The sequence below is a fragment of the Clostridium sp. AF29-8BH genome (genome assembly GCF_003478145.1).
Taxonomy (GTDB): domain Bacteria; phylum Bacillota; class Clostridia; order Lachnospirales; family Lachnospiraceae; genus Otoolea; species Otoolea fessa.
Genome location: NZ_QUEL01000004.1, coordinates 100010 through 115352, shown reverse-complemented (window position 1 = coordinate 115352; position 15343 = coordinate 100010). Strand labels below are relative to the sequence as shown.

The 15343-nt window shown below is 47.4% G+C and carries 16 protein-coding genes; 3 read left to right on the top strand and 13 right to left on the bottom strand.

Annotated features, from left to right (window positions below; translation table 11 throughout):
- Positions 1–344: 344 nt before the first annotated feature.
- The 6 genes from DWZ16_RS04670 to pta all read right to left on the bottom strand — a co-directional run bounded on the left by DWZ16_RS04670 (position 345) and on the right by pta (position 5355).
- On the bottom strand, positions 345–1346 hold the full coding sequence (locus DWZ16_RS04670) for a hypothetical protein (RefSeq protein ID WP_118522363.1): 1002 nt from the start codon (positions 1344–1346) through the stop codon (positions 345–347).
- A gap of 790 nt (positions 1347–2136) precedes the next feature.
- Positions 2137–2319, bottom strand: a complete 183-nt coding sequence (rpmF, locus tag DWZ16_RS04665; RefSeq protein WP_003499726.1) for a 50S ribosomal protein L32 — start codon at positions 2317–2319, stop codon at positions 2137–2139.
- Positions 2320–2321: 2 nt separating this feature from the next.
- Entirely contained in the window at positions 2322–2534 is a 213-nt protein-coding gene (locus DWZ16_RS15945; RefSeq protein ID WP_347474960.1) for a DUF177 domain-containing protein, read from the bottom strand.
- Positions 2531–2839 (bottom strand): YceD family protein, encoded by a 309-nt coding sequence (locus DWZ16_RS15940; RefSeq protein ID WP_243015177.1) that lies wholly within the window; start codon positions 2837–2839, stop codon positions 2531–2533. The genes DWZ16_RS15945 and DWZ16_RS15940 overlap by 4 nt, the downstream gene beginning before the upstream one ends.
- A 98-nt stretch (positions 2840–2937) precedes the next feature.
- Complete coding sequence (locus tag DWZ16_RS04655) at positions 2938–4128, bottom strand: acetate/propionate family kinase (protein WP_022360442.1); 1191 nt, start codon at positions 4126–4128, stop codon at positions 2938–2940.
- 231 nt (positions 4129–4359) lie between these two features.
- Complete coding sequence (gene pta / locus DWZ16_RS04650) at positions 4360–5355, bottom strand: phosphate acetyltransferase (protein WP_117795259.1); 996 nt, start codon at positions 5353–5355, stop codon at positions 4360–4362.
- Positions 5356–5653: 298 nt separating this feature from the next.
- On the opposite strand from pta, the gene DWZ16_RS04645 reads away from it, so the two are divergent.
- Positions 5654–7072 (top strand): nucleotidyltransferase family protein, encoded by a 1419-nt coding sequence (locus DWZ16_RS04645; RefSeq protein WP_118522362.1) that lies wholly within the window; start codon positions 5654–5656, stop codon positions 7070–7072.
- A 218-nt stretch (positions 7073–7290) separates the two neighbouring features.
- On the top strand, positions 7291–7962 hold the full coding sequence (gene udk / locus DWZ16_RS04640) for a uridine kinase (protein WP_243021923.1): 672 nt from the start codon (positions 7291–7293) through the stop codon (positions 7960–7962).
- 186 nt (positions 7963–8148) lie between these two features.
- Here the strand turns inward: udk and DWZ16_RS04635 are convergent, their stop codons facing one another.
- The 3 genes from DWZ16_RS04635 to yedE are packed head-to-tail and all read right to left on the bottom strand — an operon-like array spanning position 8149 to position 9807.
- Positions 8149–8388 carry a DUF3343 domain-containing protein gene (locus tag DWZ16_RS04635; protein WP_243021922.1) on the bottom strand — a complete coding sequence of 80 codons (240 nt, stop codon included), beginning with the start codon at positions 8386–8388 and terminating at the stop codon, positions 8149–8151.
- 29 nt (positions 8389–8417) lie between these two features.
- Positions 8418–8639, bottom strand: coding sequence for a sulfurtransferase TusA family protein (locus DWZ16_RS04630; protein WP_118522360.1), 222 nt, complete (start codon positions 8637–8639; stop codon positions 8418–8420).
- Between the two features lie 19 nt (positions 8640–8658).
- Entirely contained in the window at positions 8659–9807 is a 1149-nt protein-coding gene (gene yedE / locus DWZ16_RS04625) for a YedE family putative selenium transporter (RefSeq protein ID WP_333489852.1), read from the bottom strand.
- Between the two features lie 341 nt (positions 9808–10148).
- On the opposite strand from yedE, the gene DWZ16_RS04620 reads away from it, so the two are divergent.
- Positions 10149–11042 carry a selenium metabolism-associated LysR family transcriptional regulator gene (locus DWZ16_RS04620; protein WP_118637455.1) on the top strand — a complete coding sequence of 298 codons (894 nt, stop codon included), beginning with the start codon at positions 10149–10151 and terminating at the stop codon, positions 11040–11042.
- A gap of 44 nt (positions 11043–11086) precedes the next feature.
- Here the strand turns inward: DWZ16_RS04620 and DWZ16_RS04615 are convergent, their stop codons facing one another.
- The 4 genes from DWZ16_RS04615 to DWZ16_RS04600 form a co-directional block, all read right to left on the bottom strand.
- On the bottom strand, positions 11087–12499 hold the full coding sequence (locus DWZ16_RS04615) for a class I SAM-dependent methyltransferase (protein ID WP_243021921.1): 1413 nt from the start codon (positions 12497–12499) through the stop codon (positions 11087–11089).
- 12 nt (positions 12500–12511) lie between these two features.
- Positions 12512–13876 (bottom strand): PFL family protein, encoded by a 1365-nt coding sequence (locus DWZ16_RS04610; RefSeq protein ID WP_106999746.1) that lies wholly within the window; start codon positions 13874–13876, stop codon positions 12512–12514.
- Between the two features lie 30 nt (positions 13877–13906).
- Positions 13907–14179 carry an ACT domain-containing protein gene (locus DWZ16_RS04605; protein WP_022360436.1) on the bottom strand — a complete coding sequence of 91 codons (273 nt, stop codon included), beginning with the start codon at positions 14177–14179 and terminating at the stop codon, positions 13907–13909.
- Between the two features lie 364 nt (positions 14180–14543).
- Positions 14544–15341 (bottom strand): MBL fold metallo-hydrolase, encoded by a 798-nt coding sequence (locus tag DWZ16_RS04600; protein WP_118522358.1) that lies wholly within the window; start codon positions 15339–15341, stop codon positions 14544–14546.
- Between the last annotated feature and the right edge of the window lie 2 nt (positions 15342–15343).

Below are 15343 nucleotides of genomic sequence, written 5' to 3'. Positions count from 1 at the left end.
GTCTCTTCTCAGACCGCCTCTTCCCCTAGATTGTTAAAAAATAGGCAGTCATGAGATACCACCTCTATCTTACTACTTATTTCACAATATGCAAGTATACTTTTTGTTATTTTTTTCATTCCATCAGAAATAACTGTCACCTTATCTTTCAGCACTCTTTTCATGTATGTGTTTTCATTCTGCCCATCGTTCTGTTTGCAAATATTCTCTTAATTTTTCTCTGTTTTTAAATGTAAAAGAGACAGACCGCATATTCCGTGCAATCTGCCTCTTCTCACATCTATTTTACAATTCTGTCTTCATCTTCCCTGACGGATTTTCATCAAAATTGTTTCTTAAAAATTTTACAGAAGCGCCCCATCTTCCCCGACCTGCTTGCCGTCCGGCGTCGTCGTATTAACTAACATCGCGCCGTTTACATCCAGATAATACCATTTTCCATTCCAGAACACCCAGGTATTCGTCTTGCAATATGCATTTTCATCGAAGAAATACCACACACCGCCGATCTGCTGCCAGTTATTGGTCACATAGCTTCCATCGGAATTGCGGTACTTATAGCCAAGCGTATCCTGTTCCCACGCACCGGCTGCCGGACCGCTGCCTGCTTCCTTGAAGACAAGCGTCTTCTGAATTTCCTGCGCCTGCTCCGCCGTGATTGTGAAGGAATCCGATGTCTGCCATTCGCCGTGCCGTGAATCGCTGTAAACCGCGCGCACATCAAACGTGTAGGTTCCCGCCTGCGTAAGATAACGTCCAAGATTGTATTTCGTTTCTTTTCCCGGTTTTACCGTACTTAAAAATTTCTCATCCCGGTAAACGCGCAGCTCATAGTATTTCGCATCCTCACTGCCGTTCCACTCTGCAACGCCATCCATCTGATCCCACTCTGCCTCATCTACATCCAGGCTGTAATCACTGGAGGTTCCTTTTAAAGCTTTCAGGGTGATCACGACCCGGAGTTCCTCATCGCCCTTGCGCTTGATAGAAGTAACCGTCGCACTGTCACCGCTCAGGGTTACATTCTTTTTCGCATAACCGGATTTAAAATAATAATCATCGTCCGCCTCCAGAGTAACCTCCAGCTTTGGCTTATCCTTGTCCACCCATTTGCCGGACGGCTCATTGATCACATCAACATTGGAAATATCGCAGTCACCGAAATCGAGCGAAACATCCACATCTGAACTCTCATCACCGACATGGATCGAGGACGAAACATTTAAGCCGATCGAGCCAACCGGGCTGCGGTTCTCCGTATCCCTCGACGCAAATGCCTGAAATGGGATCGCCGCCAGAAGCGCGGCAGCTGTGACGGTCAAAAGTAAATATTTTCTCTTTTTCATATGTAAAACCTCCTAACGTGATTTTTATAAACATTATCCCTCTTTTTTCCTTCTTCTCTATATTAACAAAAAATAGCGGTATTGTACACCTTTTTGCATACAACACCGCCATCTACATAGTATCTCAGTTACTGTACACACATACGTGTCCAGTAACTGAATTTGCCGTGGCTTCGCATTTAAATACGGCAAATTCCTGCTGCCACCACGTTTTCTTACGGCACTTTCGGTTCCAAAAGTGCCTACCCATGAACCAATGTCAGTAAGTTAAGCTTTAGCGTTAAATCCCCTATAGGAGTCTAACATATTTTTAAATTGATACTTGACAAAAATGTCAAAATATGCGACCGCTCTCGCTATTGATCTTTTTCAGAAGTAGCGAGAGCGGCCCCTGTAATTAGAAATATACTTTCATTTACAGGAGGCACATATATGACTTTCGCTAGTAAAAGTTAAATAACAAATAACAGTACATAAAATACTTTGTTAAATAACATTCTTATAGGGATAGTTGAGCTTAATGCTCTTCTATCCCCATTTTTTACAAGTTTTTACTAATAAAAAATCACAGATTTGATAATATTCACGAAATATAAAAATGGAGAGATTATTGCAAATTAATAATCTCTCCTGTTTTTGACCACATTTTATAAGCCATAAGTTATAGTTGCTAAAATCTACCCAAAAACACCTGTTAAACACCCTCTTGAAATGGGCTAAAAATGGGCTAAAATGCGAAAAATGGGTTAAGCAAAAATCGCTTAACCCCTTATTTTTCAATACTTGTAGCTTAGTCTTCTACTTTAACGATTTCTTTCTTGTTGTAGCTTCCGCAAGCTTTGCACACTCTGTGAGGCATCATCAGAGCACCGCACTTGCTGCACTTTACTAAGTTCGGAGCACTCATTTTCCAGTTAGCTCTGCGGCTGTCTCTTCTTGCTTTGGAAGATTTGTTCTTAGGACAGATAGACATGGTTACACCTCCTTAAATTCATTGAATATCTCCTGGATAACCGACATCCTTGGATCGAGCGACCTAGTGTCACAGGTACAAGTCCGAAGATTAAGATTTGTACCACATCTATTGCAAATCCCCTTGCAGTCTTCTCTGCACAGGACTTTCATAGGCAAGCTCAGTAGCAGTTCGTTGCAAACCAACTGGTCTACATCCAGATTGTACCCCTTCATAAAGGTTCATCATCTAAACTCTCCTCCTGACCGTCCTGCACCTCAAACTCTCGTCCAAAATCCAGTTCGCAGTCGAAAGATACTGGCTCCAGACAACGCGCACAGTGACCTCCCACCGTCAGCGTCGCATGACCACTCATCGTATACTTATGCCGTGTCTTAGCCGTCAGTTCCAGTTCAAAAGGCTCAGCCTTCTCAATCTGAAACGTCTCTCCGTCAAAATCAACAGAGTCCAGCGCAGTCTCGACTGTATAGACTTTCTTTCTACCCTCGCAGTTAAAAAGTTCCGATAAATGAATCAGCATACTAATCTCCTAATACGCACTTTGATATTATACAAAGGTCGAGCGCGTTTGTCAATGATTAATTTTACATATTTTTGCAAATTTTAATTCATATTTAATTATTTTACCAGTGCAAGAGTCTCGCGGGCGATAGCCAGCTCTTCGTTGGTCGGAACCAGGAGAACCTGAACCTTGGAGTCGTCAGCAGAGATGATTCTCTCCTCACCTCTTACGTTGTTCTTCTCCTCATCCAGTTTAACGCCTAAGTAGGTCAGGCTGCTGCAAACATCTTTTCTCATCTTGATGTTGTTCTCGCCGATACCAGCGGTAAATGCGATTGCATCTACACCGTTCATAGCTGCTGCGTATGCACCGATATATTTGATTACGCGGTAGTCGAATACGTCCAGAGCCAGCTGTGCTCTCTTGTTGCCAGTCTCAGCTGCTGCTTCCAGATCACGACCATCGCTGGATACGCCGGAGATACCGAGCATACCGGATTTCTTATTCAGGACTTCGTTCATCTCATCCAGGGACAGACCTTCTTTTTTACCTACGAAATCGATGATAGCCGGATCGAGGTCACCAGAACGTGTACCCATAACCAGACCTTCCAGTGGAGTCAGACCCATGCTGGTGTCTACGGATTTGCCGCAGTTTACAGCGGAGATGCTGGCGCCGTTACCCAGGTGGCAAACGATGATCTTCATCTGATCATACGGTTTTCCAACGATCTCAGCGGTTCTCTTAGATACGTAGCTGTGGGAAGTACCATGGAAGCCGTAACGTCTAACTTTGTATTTCTCATAGTATTCATACGGAATACCGTAGGTGTAAGCGACATCTGGCATGGTCTGATGAAAAGCGGTATCAAATACAGCTACCATCGGTACGCCTGGCATAAGTTCCTGGCAGGCACGAATACCGATCAGGTTTGCCGGGTTGTGAAGCGGTGCCAGATCGTTGCACTCTTCGATCGCTTTCATGGACTCGTCGTTGATTAAGCAGGAAGAAGTAAATTTCTCGCCGCCGTGTACGACACGATGTCCAACTGCACCTACCTCAGACAGGCTCTTGATAACGCCGCTCTTCTCGTTAGTCAGGGCTGCCAGAACTGCGTTGATAGCCTCTGTATGGGTCGGCATAGCGATCTCAGATTTCTCTTTTTCGCCGCCCTCCGGCTGGTAAGTCAGCATACCGTCGATGCCGATTCTCTCGCAAAGACCCTTAGCCAGAACGCCCTCTGTCTCAGAGTTGATTAACTGATACTTTAAGGAAGAACTTCCGCAGTTAATAACTAAAATATTCATGGTAATAGATTCCTTTCTTTATAACATCACAATTCAGCCGCAGGTATTCTCTATATGCGGTTCACACGGAAGCATCTGCAAAAGCGTCTGCACTGCCCTGTTGTGAACTGCAGGATTATGTATGAATACCGGGCTGAACTGTAATTATCACTTTTAATTCTTAATTAAACGGATTTAAGATTCTCTGACGCGGTGCCAGTTCTCCATCCATTTGATTCCAATTGGTATTAATTATGCCTGCTGAGCCTGTACAGCTGTGATAGCTACTACGCCTACGATATCGTCTGCGAAGCATCCTCTGGACAGATCGTTTACCGGCATGGACAGACCCTGAAGAACCGGGCCATAAGCGCCAGCTTTTGCAAGTCTCTGAACCAGTTTGTAACCAATGTTGCCTGCTTCCAGGGACGGGAATACTAAGGTGTTAGCATGTCCAGCTACGGTGCTGCCCGGTGCCTTAGCCTCGCCTACAGACGGAACCAGTGCTGCATCAAGCTGAAGCTCGCCATCCAATTTCAGTTCCGGGAACTTCTCATGAGCAATCTTAACTGCATCTGCTACCTTGGTAACATCATCATGTTTAGCGGAACCCATAGAAGAATAGGACAGCATAGCTACCTTCGGCTCTGCGCCAACCAGCATCTTGAAGCTCTCTGCGGACAGACCAGCGATCTCAGCCAGCTTGTTGGAATCGAAGTCAGTGTTTACTGCACAGTCAGCGAATACGAACAGACCGTTCTCACCGAACTCGCAATCCGGAACTTCCATCAGGAAGAAGCCAGATACAGAGCTGATACCCGGTTTGGTCTTCAGAAGCTGCAGAGCCGGACGAATGGTGTTGCCGGTAGAATGGCATGCACCAGATACAGCGCCGTCAGCATCGCCGCACTTGCACATCAGGCAAGCATAGTACATATAGTCTTTCTCCATCTGCTCTTTTGCGACTTCCGGAGTAACACCTTTTTTGCCTCTTAATTCAACGAACTTGTCGATGTATTTCTGCTTATTCGGATCATTGTACGGGTCAACGATGGTGGCACCGGAAATGTCGAAGCCTTTGCCGTTTTTCTCAATCTCTTCCGGAGTACCGATGATGATCAGATTTGCGATACCCTCTTTCAGAATTTTCTCAGCTGCCTCGTATGTTCTCTTGTCCATTGACTCTGGAAGAACGATGGTTTTCTTGTCTGCTTTTGCTCTTTCCTTAATCTTGTCAATAAATGCCATGGTTATAAAACCCCTTTCATAAGTGTGTGTCTATTACTGCTAACATTATATACCAGTTGTTTATTGTATACAAGAGCGATTTTCAAATTTTTGATTAATTAAATTTTTAACAAGATGCACTATAATTTTTCCTTTACGCTCCCGCACTTCCACTATATAATGTAAATGAAGCAGAAAATGGCTGCTATTTTTTACAGATTTTTCTGCCGCAACAGCAACAGTCTTTTATTTTTATTTCTATTATAAATAGGCTGCTACAAAATTCCTCGCAAAAATGCAAAAAACAGGATTGAAATTTATGAAAATCGTTGGTTTAATTACCGAATATAACCCGTTCCATGCCGGACATCTGTATCATATGCAGCAGGCAAGGGAACTGACCGGCGCAGACTACTGCGTCGTCCTGATGAGCGGCAGCTTCGTCCAGCGCGGCGAACCCGCCATCTTTGATAAGTACCGTCGTACAAAAGCCGCTCTTCTCGCCGGTGCCGACCTGGTACTTGAGATGCCGGTCGCTTTTTCTACCGCTTCGGCGCATGAATTTGCCGCCTATGGAGTCGCGCTTCTGTCGGCGATCGGTGTGGATGCCGTTGTGTTCGGCAGTGAATGCGGGCAGATTGAATTCCTTAAGCAGGCTGCTTCTGCGCTGAACCACGAATCGGCAGAATTTCAGGAACGGCTGCGGAAAGGGTTGAAGGCGGGACTGACTTATCCGCAGGCACGGGCGAAGGCGCTGGGAGAAACACAGGCGGGCGGGACAAGAGTTGAAAATGTGGAAGATTTTCACGCAAATACAGATGTGTCGAACTCTCATATATGGTCTTCCATTTTAAACTCCCCTAATAATATCCTTGGGATTGAATATCTGCGGGCGGCGGAAGATCTGCACAGCCCGATGGAATTTTATACGATTTCGCGGGAGGGAAGCGGATATCATGAGGATGCACTGTCTGAAGCAAAGTTTCCATCCGCTTCGGCAATTCGCGGGATAGTTCGGAAGAGCTATGAAAAACTGTCAGCAGATGGTCCAGCTTCACTAAAACAGGAACCGGGTTCTGATTCAAAAAGTGAGATTTCATTTAATATTTTAATACCTCATCTGCCAGCCGTGACGCATCCCGCATACGCAGGGGCGCTTCCCGTTTTTACGGATGACTTTTCAGAACTTTTAAATATGGCTGTTTTACAGATGCAGAAATCTTCAGCGAAAGGTTCCATTGCTGCCACAAACGCTGTTATGCCTTCCAGCACTTTGTCTGTTGATACCAATACGCAGGCTATATCCCGCATCGCAGATCTCTCCCCGGAGCTTGCCGCCCGTCTTGCAAAACCACCTTACTTTCCTCTCTCTTTTGAAGAACGGATTCAGGCGTTAAAGACGCGCCAGCTTACCTACACGCGTGTCAGCCGGGCGCTTCTGCATCTGGTACTCGGTATGCGCGAGGAAGATATTTCCCGGTGGAAGGACGAGGGCTATGCACTCTATGCACGGATTCTCGGTTTTCGCAGGCAGAGCAGCCCTCTGCTCTCCTGTCTGCATAAAAAAAGCAGCATCCCCCTCATCACTAAAATGGCAGATGCCGCCCAGAACCTCTCCCCGTCGGCGCTCGCGCTGCTGGAGCAGGAGGTGTACGCCTCGCATTTATACCAGACGGTGCGGATGAAGCGCAGCGGCGTATTTCAAAATGAATATACAGAAGGACTGGTTTTTGTATAAAAATGAACCAATCTTCAAGTCGAACGTCCGTGAGACTTGGCGCGTGATTCTGGTCAGCGAAGCTGACATATTCCATACAGAATCACTGCGCATCTCCGCGGAGCATTTATCTCAGTCGGAGACCCACCTCCCACTGAGACAAATTTGCTATTACTCGCCACCTAAAGAGGTGGGACTCTTCTCGACTGAAATAAAACTTACAAATGGAGGAAACCACAGTGAATAGAAAACCACCTATTATCATCGGAATTGCCGGAGGAACCGGTTCAGGAAAATCCACTTTTACAAACCGTCTGAAAGACGCATTTGGTGATCAAGTAACCGTGCTTTACCACGACAACTACTACCGCGCCCACGATGACATGCCATTTGAACAGCGCAAAAAGCTGAACTACGACCACCCGGATGCATTTGAGACAGAGCTGCTTCCTGAGCACCTTAATAAACTGAAAAACTGGGAGGCGATCGACTGTCCAACCTACAACTACGCCAACCACAACCGCGCCAAAGCAACCATTCACATCGAGCCGCGCCCGGTTATCCTGTTGGAGGGCATTCTCGTTCTCTATGACGAAGCACTCCGCAATCTGCTCGACATCCGCATTTTCGTCGATGCCGACGCCGACGAGCGCATCCTCCGCCGAATCTTACGTGACACGAAAGAGCGCGGACGCGATATCGAAAACATCATCGACCAGTATCTGACTACCGTCAAACCGATGCATGCTCTCTTTGTTGAACCGACCCGCGCCTATGCAGATGTCGTTACAAACAGTGGACGGAATGAGGTTGCATTCTCGCTGGTGCGGGGGAGATTGCACGGCTGCTGGAGGAGGCGAAGGCGGAAGAATAATATTTCAAAATATTGGGATCATCGAGGTCACAAATGAGGTCATCGAGGTCATGATTTGATTTCTGACCTCAATGACCTCATTCTGACCTCGATTTACACGCCAAAAAGCAGCGGTATCACACAGTCAGCGCTCCATTCTTTTTTGAATGTCTCGCCACTGCCGATACCGCCGCTTTTTCCTATATACTTTTTCTATGATGCCTGCTCTAACATAACATTTTATTTAATTCATAACCACACAGCTCTGCTCGATCTCAATTTGGCTCTCCGCAATCACTCCCTGAAACCGTTCATATTCCGCCGGTTCCATCCGCCAGGCAATTCCACAGCCTGCTGAGAGTTCGCGTGGGACAGGCACCAGGCGCCCTCTGATTCCCTGTTCCCGGCAGAATGCCTCCATCTCCATCGCCGCAGCCGTCGTGTGAAAGGTAAAAATCCGATATTCCCGTTTCTGCCTCATCATTTCCACCTATTTAATATTCCAGAGCAGCATCACGCTTCAAAGGTAATGGTGAAACAGCCGTTTTCCAGCACCTTGGTGTGCCCCTCTTTTCCATGATACTCCAACGTGCGCTCAATATTCGCCCGGGTGTGTGCCTCATCGCCAAGCACACGGATCTGTTTTCCCGGATGTTCATCCATCGCATCCATCACCATCAAAACCGGTTCCGGACAGGAGAGTCCCCGCACATCTACCTCAACAAAATCTGACATTTTCCGTTTCCTCTTTTCTTTATTTCTTTCTACGTTTCATATTTGCCGCTGCAATCACGAATAACAGGGCAATACATACAATTACGGCAATTTTGCCCGGCATCGCCGGACCACCCAAAACGGCTGCCTCTGTCTCGGTTGCCGCTTTTGCTGCCGCACCAACCAGGTTAAAATTGTGTGCAAGTGCCGCCCCTAACAGCATTCCCAGAAAGGTTACCGCACTGTCCGAGGAGCCCTGCCCTGCCAGAATGATCTGACGCAGCGGGCATCCGCCAGCCAGAACGGCTGCAAATCCAACGGCATACATACCCAGAATATTCCAGAGATGCTGGGAGTGCGCGATCGGCTGACCGGAAAAGCTCAAATGGAAATTGCCAGTTGCAAGGTTAAAAATCAGCATGACTGCAAACAGTGCGCCGATAATGCTGAGCAGATCAAAGTTTTTCATCAGAATCACATCACGGATGCTACCTGCAAAACACATACGGCTCTTCTGTGCCAATGCACCAATCAGGAGAGCCGCAACCAGGGAAATCAGAACCGGTGCGTGCTTGCTTCCCGGTCCTTCCGTGCTGGCTGCGTATACGCCTGTTACTGCTCCAATGATAAAAAGCGCCAGAAGGAGCACCGGAAGCACATATCCGCTTGATTTCTGCGTCTCATACGCTCTGCCCAGCGAAAATCCCTTTTTCAGGAAGAACGAACCAGTTGCAATACCGCCTGCAAATCCAACCAGCGCTACATACGCATTCAGGTCACCGGCTGCCATACGCAGAACCATACGCAGCGGACACCCTAAGAATACCAGCGCGCCGATTACCATGATCGCACCCAGAACAAAGCGGATCATCGGTGAAGAACCTGCTGTCGCCTTATACTCGTTCGTCACCAGTGAGATTGCAAATGCTCCCACTGCAAATCCTACAATCTCCGGACGGAAATACTGAACCGGTGCTGCTGAGTGAAGTTTCAGCGCGCCCGCCGTATCACGTACGAAGCACGCAATACAGATCGCCATATTGGCCGGATTTCCAAAATACGCCAGCAATGCTGCCAGCACACCCACAAGCGCGCCTGCCACTGCCAGCTTCCATGTCTTGTCAAATACTTTCATACCTGCCTCCTTTTTTATTTCATGTACTCTTAAAGTTTTTCTCACACTCGTCATTGTGGGTGATTTCACGCACCACACTCGCATTTCATCAATACATATCAGAAATTTGAGTGCATCTGGCAAAAAAATCATCTCACAAAATCAAACAAGAAAAATTTCAAGCGCGTACATTTCATGGATCTATCCATACTTTCCGCAGACAAGTATAACATCCTGTATTTTTATGGTAAAATCGTTTATATTGATATTTGCTATAAACTTATTGATATTTTCAATAAATAAAGCTACACTCTTCTTTAGAGATTGTTTTCACCTGTCTACTATTCATTTTAATTTTGGATTTTATCACAGAATCATTAAAAATTGATTTTATCTATAGAAAGGATTTTAAATATATGGACATCCGCCAATTAGAAGCTTTCGTGTACACCGTCAAATATCAGAGTTTTTCGCTTGCCGCCCAGAAGCTGTACATCTCACAGCCGACTGTCAGCGCCCACATCCGCAGTCTGGAGGAGGAATTTCACACCCAGCTTTTAAAGCGCACCACCAAATCGCTCTCCCTGACTCCTGCCGGGACAAAATTATATTCCTATGCCACGGAGATTCTGACCCTGCAGCAGAAAGCAATCGTGGAACTCGCCAACGAGACGAAACCGCAGCTTCGGATCGGCGCATCCTCCGTTCCGTCCCTTTATTTTCTGCCGGAACTTTTAAGCGCTTATCACGCAGTTCATCCTGATATCCGTGTCTATGCCTCCTGCTCAGACAGCCTGGACGTTGTACATAAGGTGGATGACGGCATCTGCGACATCGGTCTGGTCGGAACTACTACCTCGGACACCTCCTGCGAATTTCTCCCCTTTGCCTCCGATGAGCTTGTGATCGCCGCCCCCGCCACGCCACATTATCAGGCTTACCAGACTATGCCATCACCGCTGGATGCCCTCTTAAAAGAACCGTTTCTGCTCCGGGAAGATAATTCCGGCACAAAGCAGGAAACCCTTCATTTCCTAAAAAATAAAGGGCTTTCACTCGATGATTTAAATGTTATTGCCGTGATGGACGATGCCGCCGCCCTCAAGCAATGTATCATGCTGGGAATGGGCATCTCCATTCTCTCAAAAGCAACTGTGCAGGCAGATGCACGGCAGGGGAAACTGCTTCTCTTTCCGCTTGGGGAAGCTGCCTTTCTCCGGAAACTCTATCTGGTGTATTCGCCGGTTAAGTATATGGCAGAGGAAGGCGGGGTGTTTTTGGAATTTGCGAAGAGGTTTTATCAGCTATAACTGTCCAGCATTATCAACCCCCATAAAAGTGCTTTCTAAATTTCCTACACCTCTTCCCCCACCAACAATCCATACAATGTCGGCTTCACATGCAATTCCTTCATCATTGCCTCTAATGCCGCCCCGTCTGCTTTCTTGCCCTGGCGGATCGCACGGATCATGATGTTTTTCGGTGTGTGTTCCATGTCGATGAATTCGAGAATCTGCGTCCGGTAGCCGGACATTTCGAGGAGCTGCCCACGGATTCCGTCGGTCAGAAGCGCCGACATACGCTCTTTCAGAAGGCCGTACTGTAAAACCGGCGACAGAAGATCGTTCTGAATCTGCTTGTTAATCTCATGCTGACAGCATGGAACGGAAAGAATGACTTTTGCGCCCCATTTGACCGCTTTTGCCAGCGCATAATCGGTCGCTGTATCACAGGCGTGCAGCGTCACGACCATATCGACCTGATCGACGCCCTCATATCCGGCGATGTCGCCGTGCAGGAAGGTCAGGTTCTCAAATCCAAACTTCTTGCTCAGGCGGTTGCAGAGCGCAATGACATCTTTTTTCAGATCCAGACCGATGACACGGATCGAATATTTTTTCAGCACATGCAGATAGTAATACATCGCAAACGTCAGATATGATTTCCCACATCCGAAATCAATGATCGTATTCGTCCGATTCGGATCGAGATTCGGAAGTACATCCTCAATAAATTCCAGGAAACGGTTGATCTGGCGAAATTTGTCGTAGCGGGATTTCACAACTTTGCCTTCTGCCGTCATGACACCGAGATCTACCAGAAATGGGACTGGGACGCCTTCCTGAAGGACGTATTTTTTAGTACGGTTATGGGATAACGACGCCAGACGTTCTGAAAACGCTGCGGCATCCATGCCAGCCGACAGTCCTGTTCCGGCATTTTTCTGCTGTTTCGCATTGCTCTGCAGTTTACCATTTCCCTGTATTTTAGCACTTCTCTGCATCTTTCCGTTTTCGTGACTTGACTGACTCTGACCCGATTTTTCGAGCGAATTTTCTTTCACATCTGCATGACTCTTCGCCGGCATCTGCTTTCCAGCTTTCTGCACATCACCTGCTGCCACCGATACCGTCCGATTCTCTGCCCTTTTAACCCCCACCTTCTTCTCTTTGATCGTCACCGTCCCCTTCTTACTGATCAGAATATTGACAATCCCGTGAAGCGACGCGATCTCCGCATTGCGGTAACGGTTTTCCAGCTCTCCGAGCAGATACTCGGCGGTCTTTTCTGCGTTCTGATTTTTCTGAAATGCCTGTTTTTCCGTAAATTCTTCCGTCTGAAAAGCAAGCGCCCCCCGCAGAAGCAGAGGACGCACAGTTAATTTCAGATAGGATTCACGGGTTCTCGGGTTGCTGAAAATGATTCGCTCCAGATCGGCATCGAGATACCGCAGAAGCACCTCTCTCAGTTCCTGTGATTTATCCATATGAAACTCCTATTAGTTCTTAAAGCTGTGTACTGGTGCCGGGATACGTCCGGTACGTTTGACAAAGTTGTCGCAGGAGAAACGGTTGACCGGAATGATCGGCGCATAGCCAAGCAGACCGCCGAACTCTGCCGTATCGCCCACTGTTTTTCCGATGACGGGAATCAGGCGGACTGCCGTTGTCTTCTGGTTGATCATGCCGATTGCCGCCTCGTCCGCGATGATACCGGCGATCGTGGTCGCTTTCGTATCGCCTGGGATCGCAATCATATCAAGACCTACAGAGCAGACACAGGTCATTGCTTCCAGCTTCTCAATCGTAAGCGCACCCTCAGAAACTGCATCGATCATGCCCTGATCCTCGCTGACCGGAATAAACGCACCGCTGAGTCCGCCAACATAGGAGGACGCCATAATGCCGCCCTTCTTAACCTGATCATTTAACATTGCCAGCGCTGCTGTTGTACCCGGTGCACCACTGCGCTCTAAGCCGATCTCTTCCAGAATCTCCGCCACACTGTCTCCGACTGCCGGAGTCGGTGCCAGCGACAGATCAATGATGCCAAACGGAACGCCCAGACGTTTGGATGCCTCCTGTGCTACCAGCTGTCCAACACGGGTGATCTTGAACGCCGTCTTCTTGATCGTCTCACACAGCACCTCAAAGTTCTCGCCACGTACCTTTTCCAGAGCTGTCTTTACAACTCCCGGACCGCTGACGCCGACGTTGATGATCGCATCCGCCTCAGTCACGCCATGGAATGCACCTGCCATGAACGGGTTATCATCCGGCGCGTTGCAGAATACAACCAGCTTCGCACAGCCGAGGGAATCATTGTCCTTCGTTGCCTCTGCGGTTGCCACAACCATCTCGCCCATCAGACGGACTGCATCCATGTTAAGACCTGTCTTGGTAGAACCGACATTGATGGAGCTGCACACACGGTCGGTGCAGGCAAGTGCCTGCGGGATCGAGCGGATCAGAAGCTCTTCCGCCGGTGTCATTCCCTTGGAAACCAATGCGGAATAGCCGCCGATAAAGTTGACGCCTACTTCTTTCGCTGCCTTATCAAGTGTTTTCGCAATCTCTACAAAATCCTCGCTCTTCTTACAGGCGCTTCCACCTACCAGCGCGATCGGAGTAACCGAGATACGTTTATTGACGATCGGAACCCCAAATTCACGTCCGATGGCATCGCCGGTCGATACAAGATCTTTCGCATAAGTTGTAATCTTATTGTAGATCTTCTCATTCATCTTCGCCAGATCACTGTCCACACAGTCTAAGAGGCTGATACCCATCGTGATCGTCCGCACATCCAGTTTTTCATGCGCGATCATGTTATTAGTTTCCAGAACTTCCTGCATGTTAATCATTGGTTTTACGTCCTTTCTGAAAATATTTGCTTAGATTCTGTGCATACTGGTAAAAATCTCTTCTCTCTGACAGAGAATCTTTACGCCGATCTCCTGTCCCAGCTTGTCCAGCTCATGCGCCATATCATCAAAGGATGTCTTGGAACCGGAAATATCCACGATCATCATCATATTGAAATATTCCTGCAGGATCGTCTGCGTGATGTCAAGAATGTTCATGTTGTGGTCAGCCAGATAATTACACGTTTTTGCAACGATACCGACGCGGTCCTGTCCAACGATAGTAATAATAATCTTACTCATAGCTTTCATCCTCCTGTGTGCTCTCCGTCCTATGGCGGAAATGTTTTTATGACTTACTAATTTCTATAAAAACTCAACTGCCATCCGGCTGCTGACTTTTATATCTAAAATGATATTTCGTTACTGTACACGGGTAGGCACTTTTGGAACCGAAAGTGCCGTAAGAAAACGTGGTGCCAGCAGGAATTTGCCGTATTTAAATGCGAAGCCACGGCAAATTCCGTTACTGGACACATATGCGTGTACAGTAACGATATTTCTGTCAACCCCACACGTTTGTTCATGCCTCCAAGCCATAACCCCAAATATATCTTCTGGCTTGTTTTCAGACTTTGTATAACCAATTTTAATACTTTTACGTCTTCTACACCGTCACAATCTGCGACACTGCATCGCGTTTTGCCACTGTGATCGGGAAATCATTCGCCTTATACGGCGTATCTCCCTCTGTGATCTCCAGACGCACCGTTTCATATGCCAGCTCTTCGTAATTATTTTCCTTACTCAGATGCCCCAGGAAAATGTGCTTCAATTTGTCATGCAGAATGGAACTTAAAAGCCGCCCCGCATTTTCATTGGAAAGGTGTCCGTAATCGCCTAAGATACGACGCTTCAGGTAATACGGATACGGTCCTGCCTCCAGCATTTTGACATCGTGGTTGGCTTCCAGCAAAATCGCATCCAGCCCCTGCAAATGGTCAATGATGTACTGGGAATAATGCCCCATATCCGTCGCCACCGCCACCGATCTTTTTTCATTCTGAACCCGGTAGGCAACAGGATTCGCTGCATCATGGTCGATCCGGAACGGTTTGACTTCCAAATCTCCTACCATAAAATCAACATCCGGCATAATCGGGTGCATCAGATCTTCCGGAATCTCGCCAAGACTCTTGGAATCCTGAATTTCCTCTAATGTCTCTTTTGTGCTGTAAATAGGTGTGCCATATTTGCGCGCCAGCACGCCGAGCCCTTTGATGTGGTCGGAATGTTCATGCGTGATGAGAATTCCATCCAGTTCCCGCGCATTCAGCCCCAGGTCATTTAACCCCATCTCAATACGCTTGTTGCTGATCCCCGCATCCACCAGAACGTGGGTGTTGTCGCTTCCTATATAAATACAATTCCCGCTGCTGCCGCTGGCAATACTAACCATCCGCATAT

Excerpts from the sequence above, each read along its gene's own strand:
- DWZ16_RS04620 (WP_118637455.1), top strand. The coding sequence starts at position 10,149 with ATGGACATCCGCCAATTAGAAGCTTTCGTGTACACCGTCAAATATCAG.
- DWZ16_RS04670 (WP_118522363.1), bottom strand. The coding sequence starts at position 1,346 with ATGAAAAAGAGAAAATATTTACTTTTGACCGTCACAGCTGCCGCGCTT.
- DWZ16_RS04600 (WP_118522358.1), bottom strand. The coding sequence starts at position 15,341 with ATGCGGATGGTTAGTATTGCCAGCGGCAGCAGCGGGAATTGTATTTAT.
- DWZ16_RS15940 (WP_243015177.1), bottom strand. The coding sequence starts at position 2,839 with ATGCTGATTCATTTATCGGAACTTTTTAACTGCGAGGGTAGAAAGAAA.
- DWZ16_RS04635 (WP_243021922.1), bottom strand. The coding sequence starts at position 8,388 with ATGATGAGGCAGAAACGGGAATATCGGATTTTTACCTTTCACACGACG.
- DWZ16_RS15945 (WP_347474960.1), bottom strand. The coding sequence starts at position 2,534 with ATGAAGGGGTACAATCTGGATGTAGACCAGTTGGTTTGCAACGAACTG.
- DWZ16_RS04645 (WP_118522362.1), top strand. The coding sequence starts at position 5,654 with ATGAAAATCGTTGGTTTAATTACCGAATATAACCCGTTCCATGCCGGA.
- rpmF (WP_003499726.1), bottom strand. The coding sequence starts at position 2,319 with ATGTCTATCTGTCCTAAGAACAAATCTTCCAAAGCAAGAAGAGACAGC.
- DWZ16_RS04610 (WP_106999746.1), bottom strand. The coding sequence starts at position 13,876 with ATGATTAACATGCAGGAAGTTCTGGAAACTAATAACATGATCGCGCAT.
- DWZ16_RS04605 (WP_022360436.1), bottom strand. The coding sequence starts at position 14,179 with ATGAGTAAGATTATTATTACTATCGTTGGACAGGACCGCGTCGGTATC.
- pta (WP_117795259.1), bottom strand. The coding sequence starts at position 5,355 with ATGGCATTTATTGACAAGATTAAGGAAAGAGCAAAAGCAGACAAGAAA.
- yedE (WP_333489852.1), bottom strand. The coding sequence starts at position 9,807 with ATGACGAGTGTGAGAAAAACTTTAAGAGTACATGAAATAAAAAAGGAG.
- DWZ16_RS04615 (WP_243021921.1), bottom strand. The coding sequence starts at position 12,499 with ATGGATAAATCACAGGAACTGAGAGAGGTGCTTCTGCGGTATCTCGAT.
- DWZ16_RS04655 (WP_022360442.1), bottom strand. The coding sequence starts at position 4,128 with ATGAATATTTTAGTTATTAACTGCGGAAGTTCTTCCTTAAAGTATCAG.
- DWZ16_RS04630 (WP_118522360.1), bottom strand. The coding sequence starts at position 8,639 with ATGTCAGATTTTGTTGAGGTAGATGTGCGGGGACTCTCCTGTCCGGAA.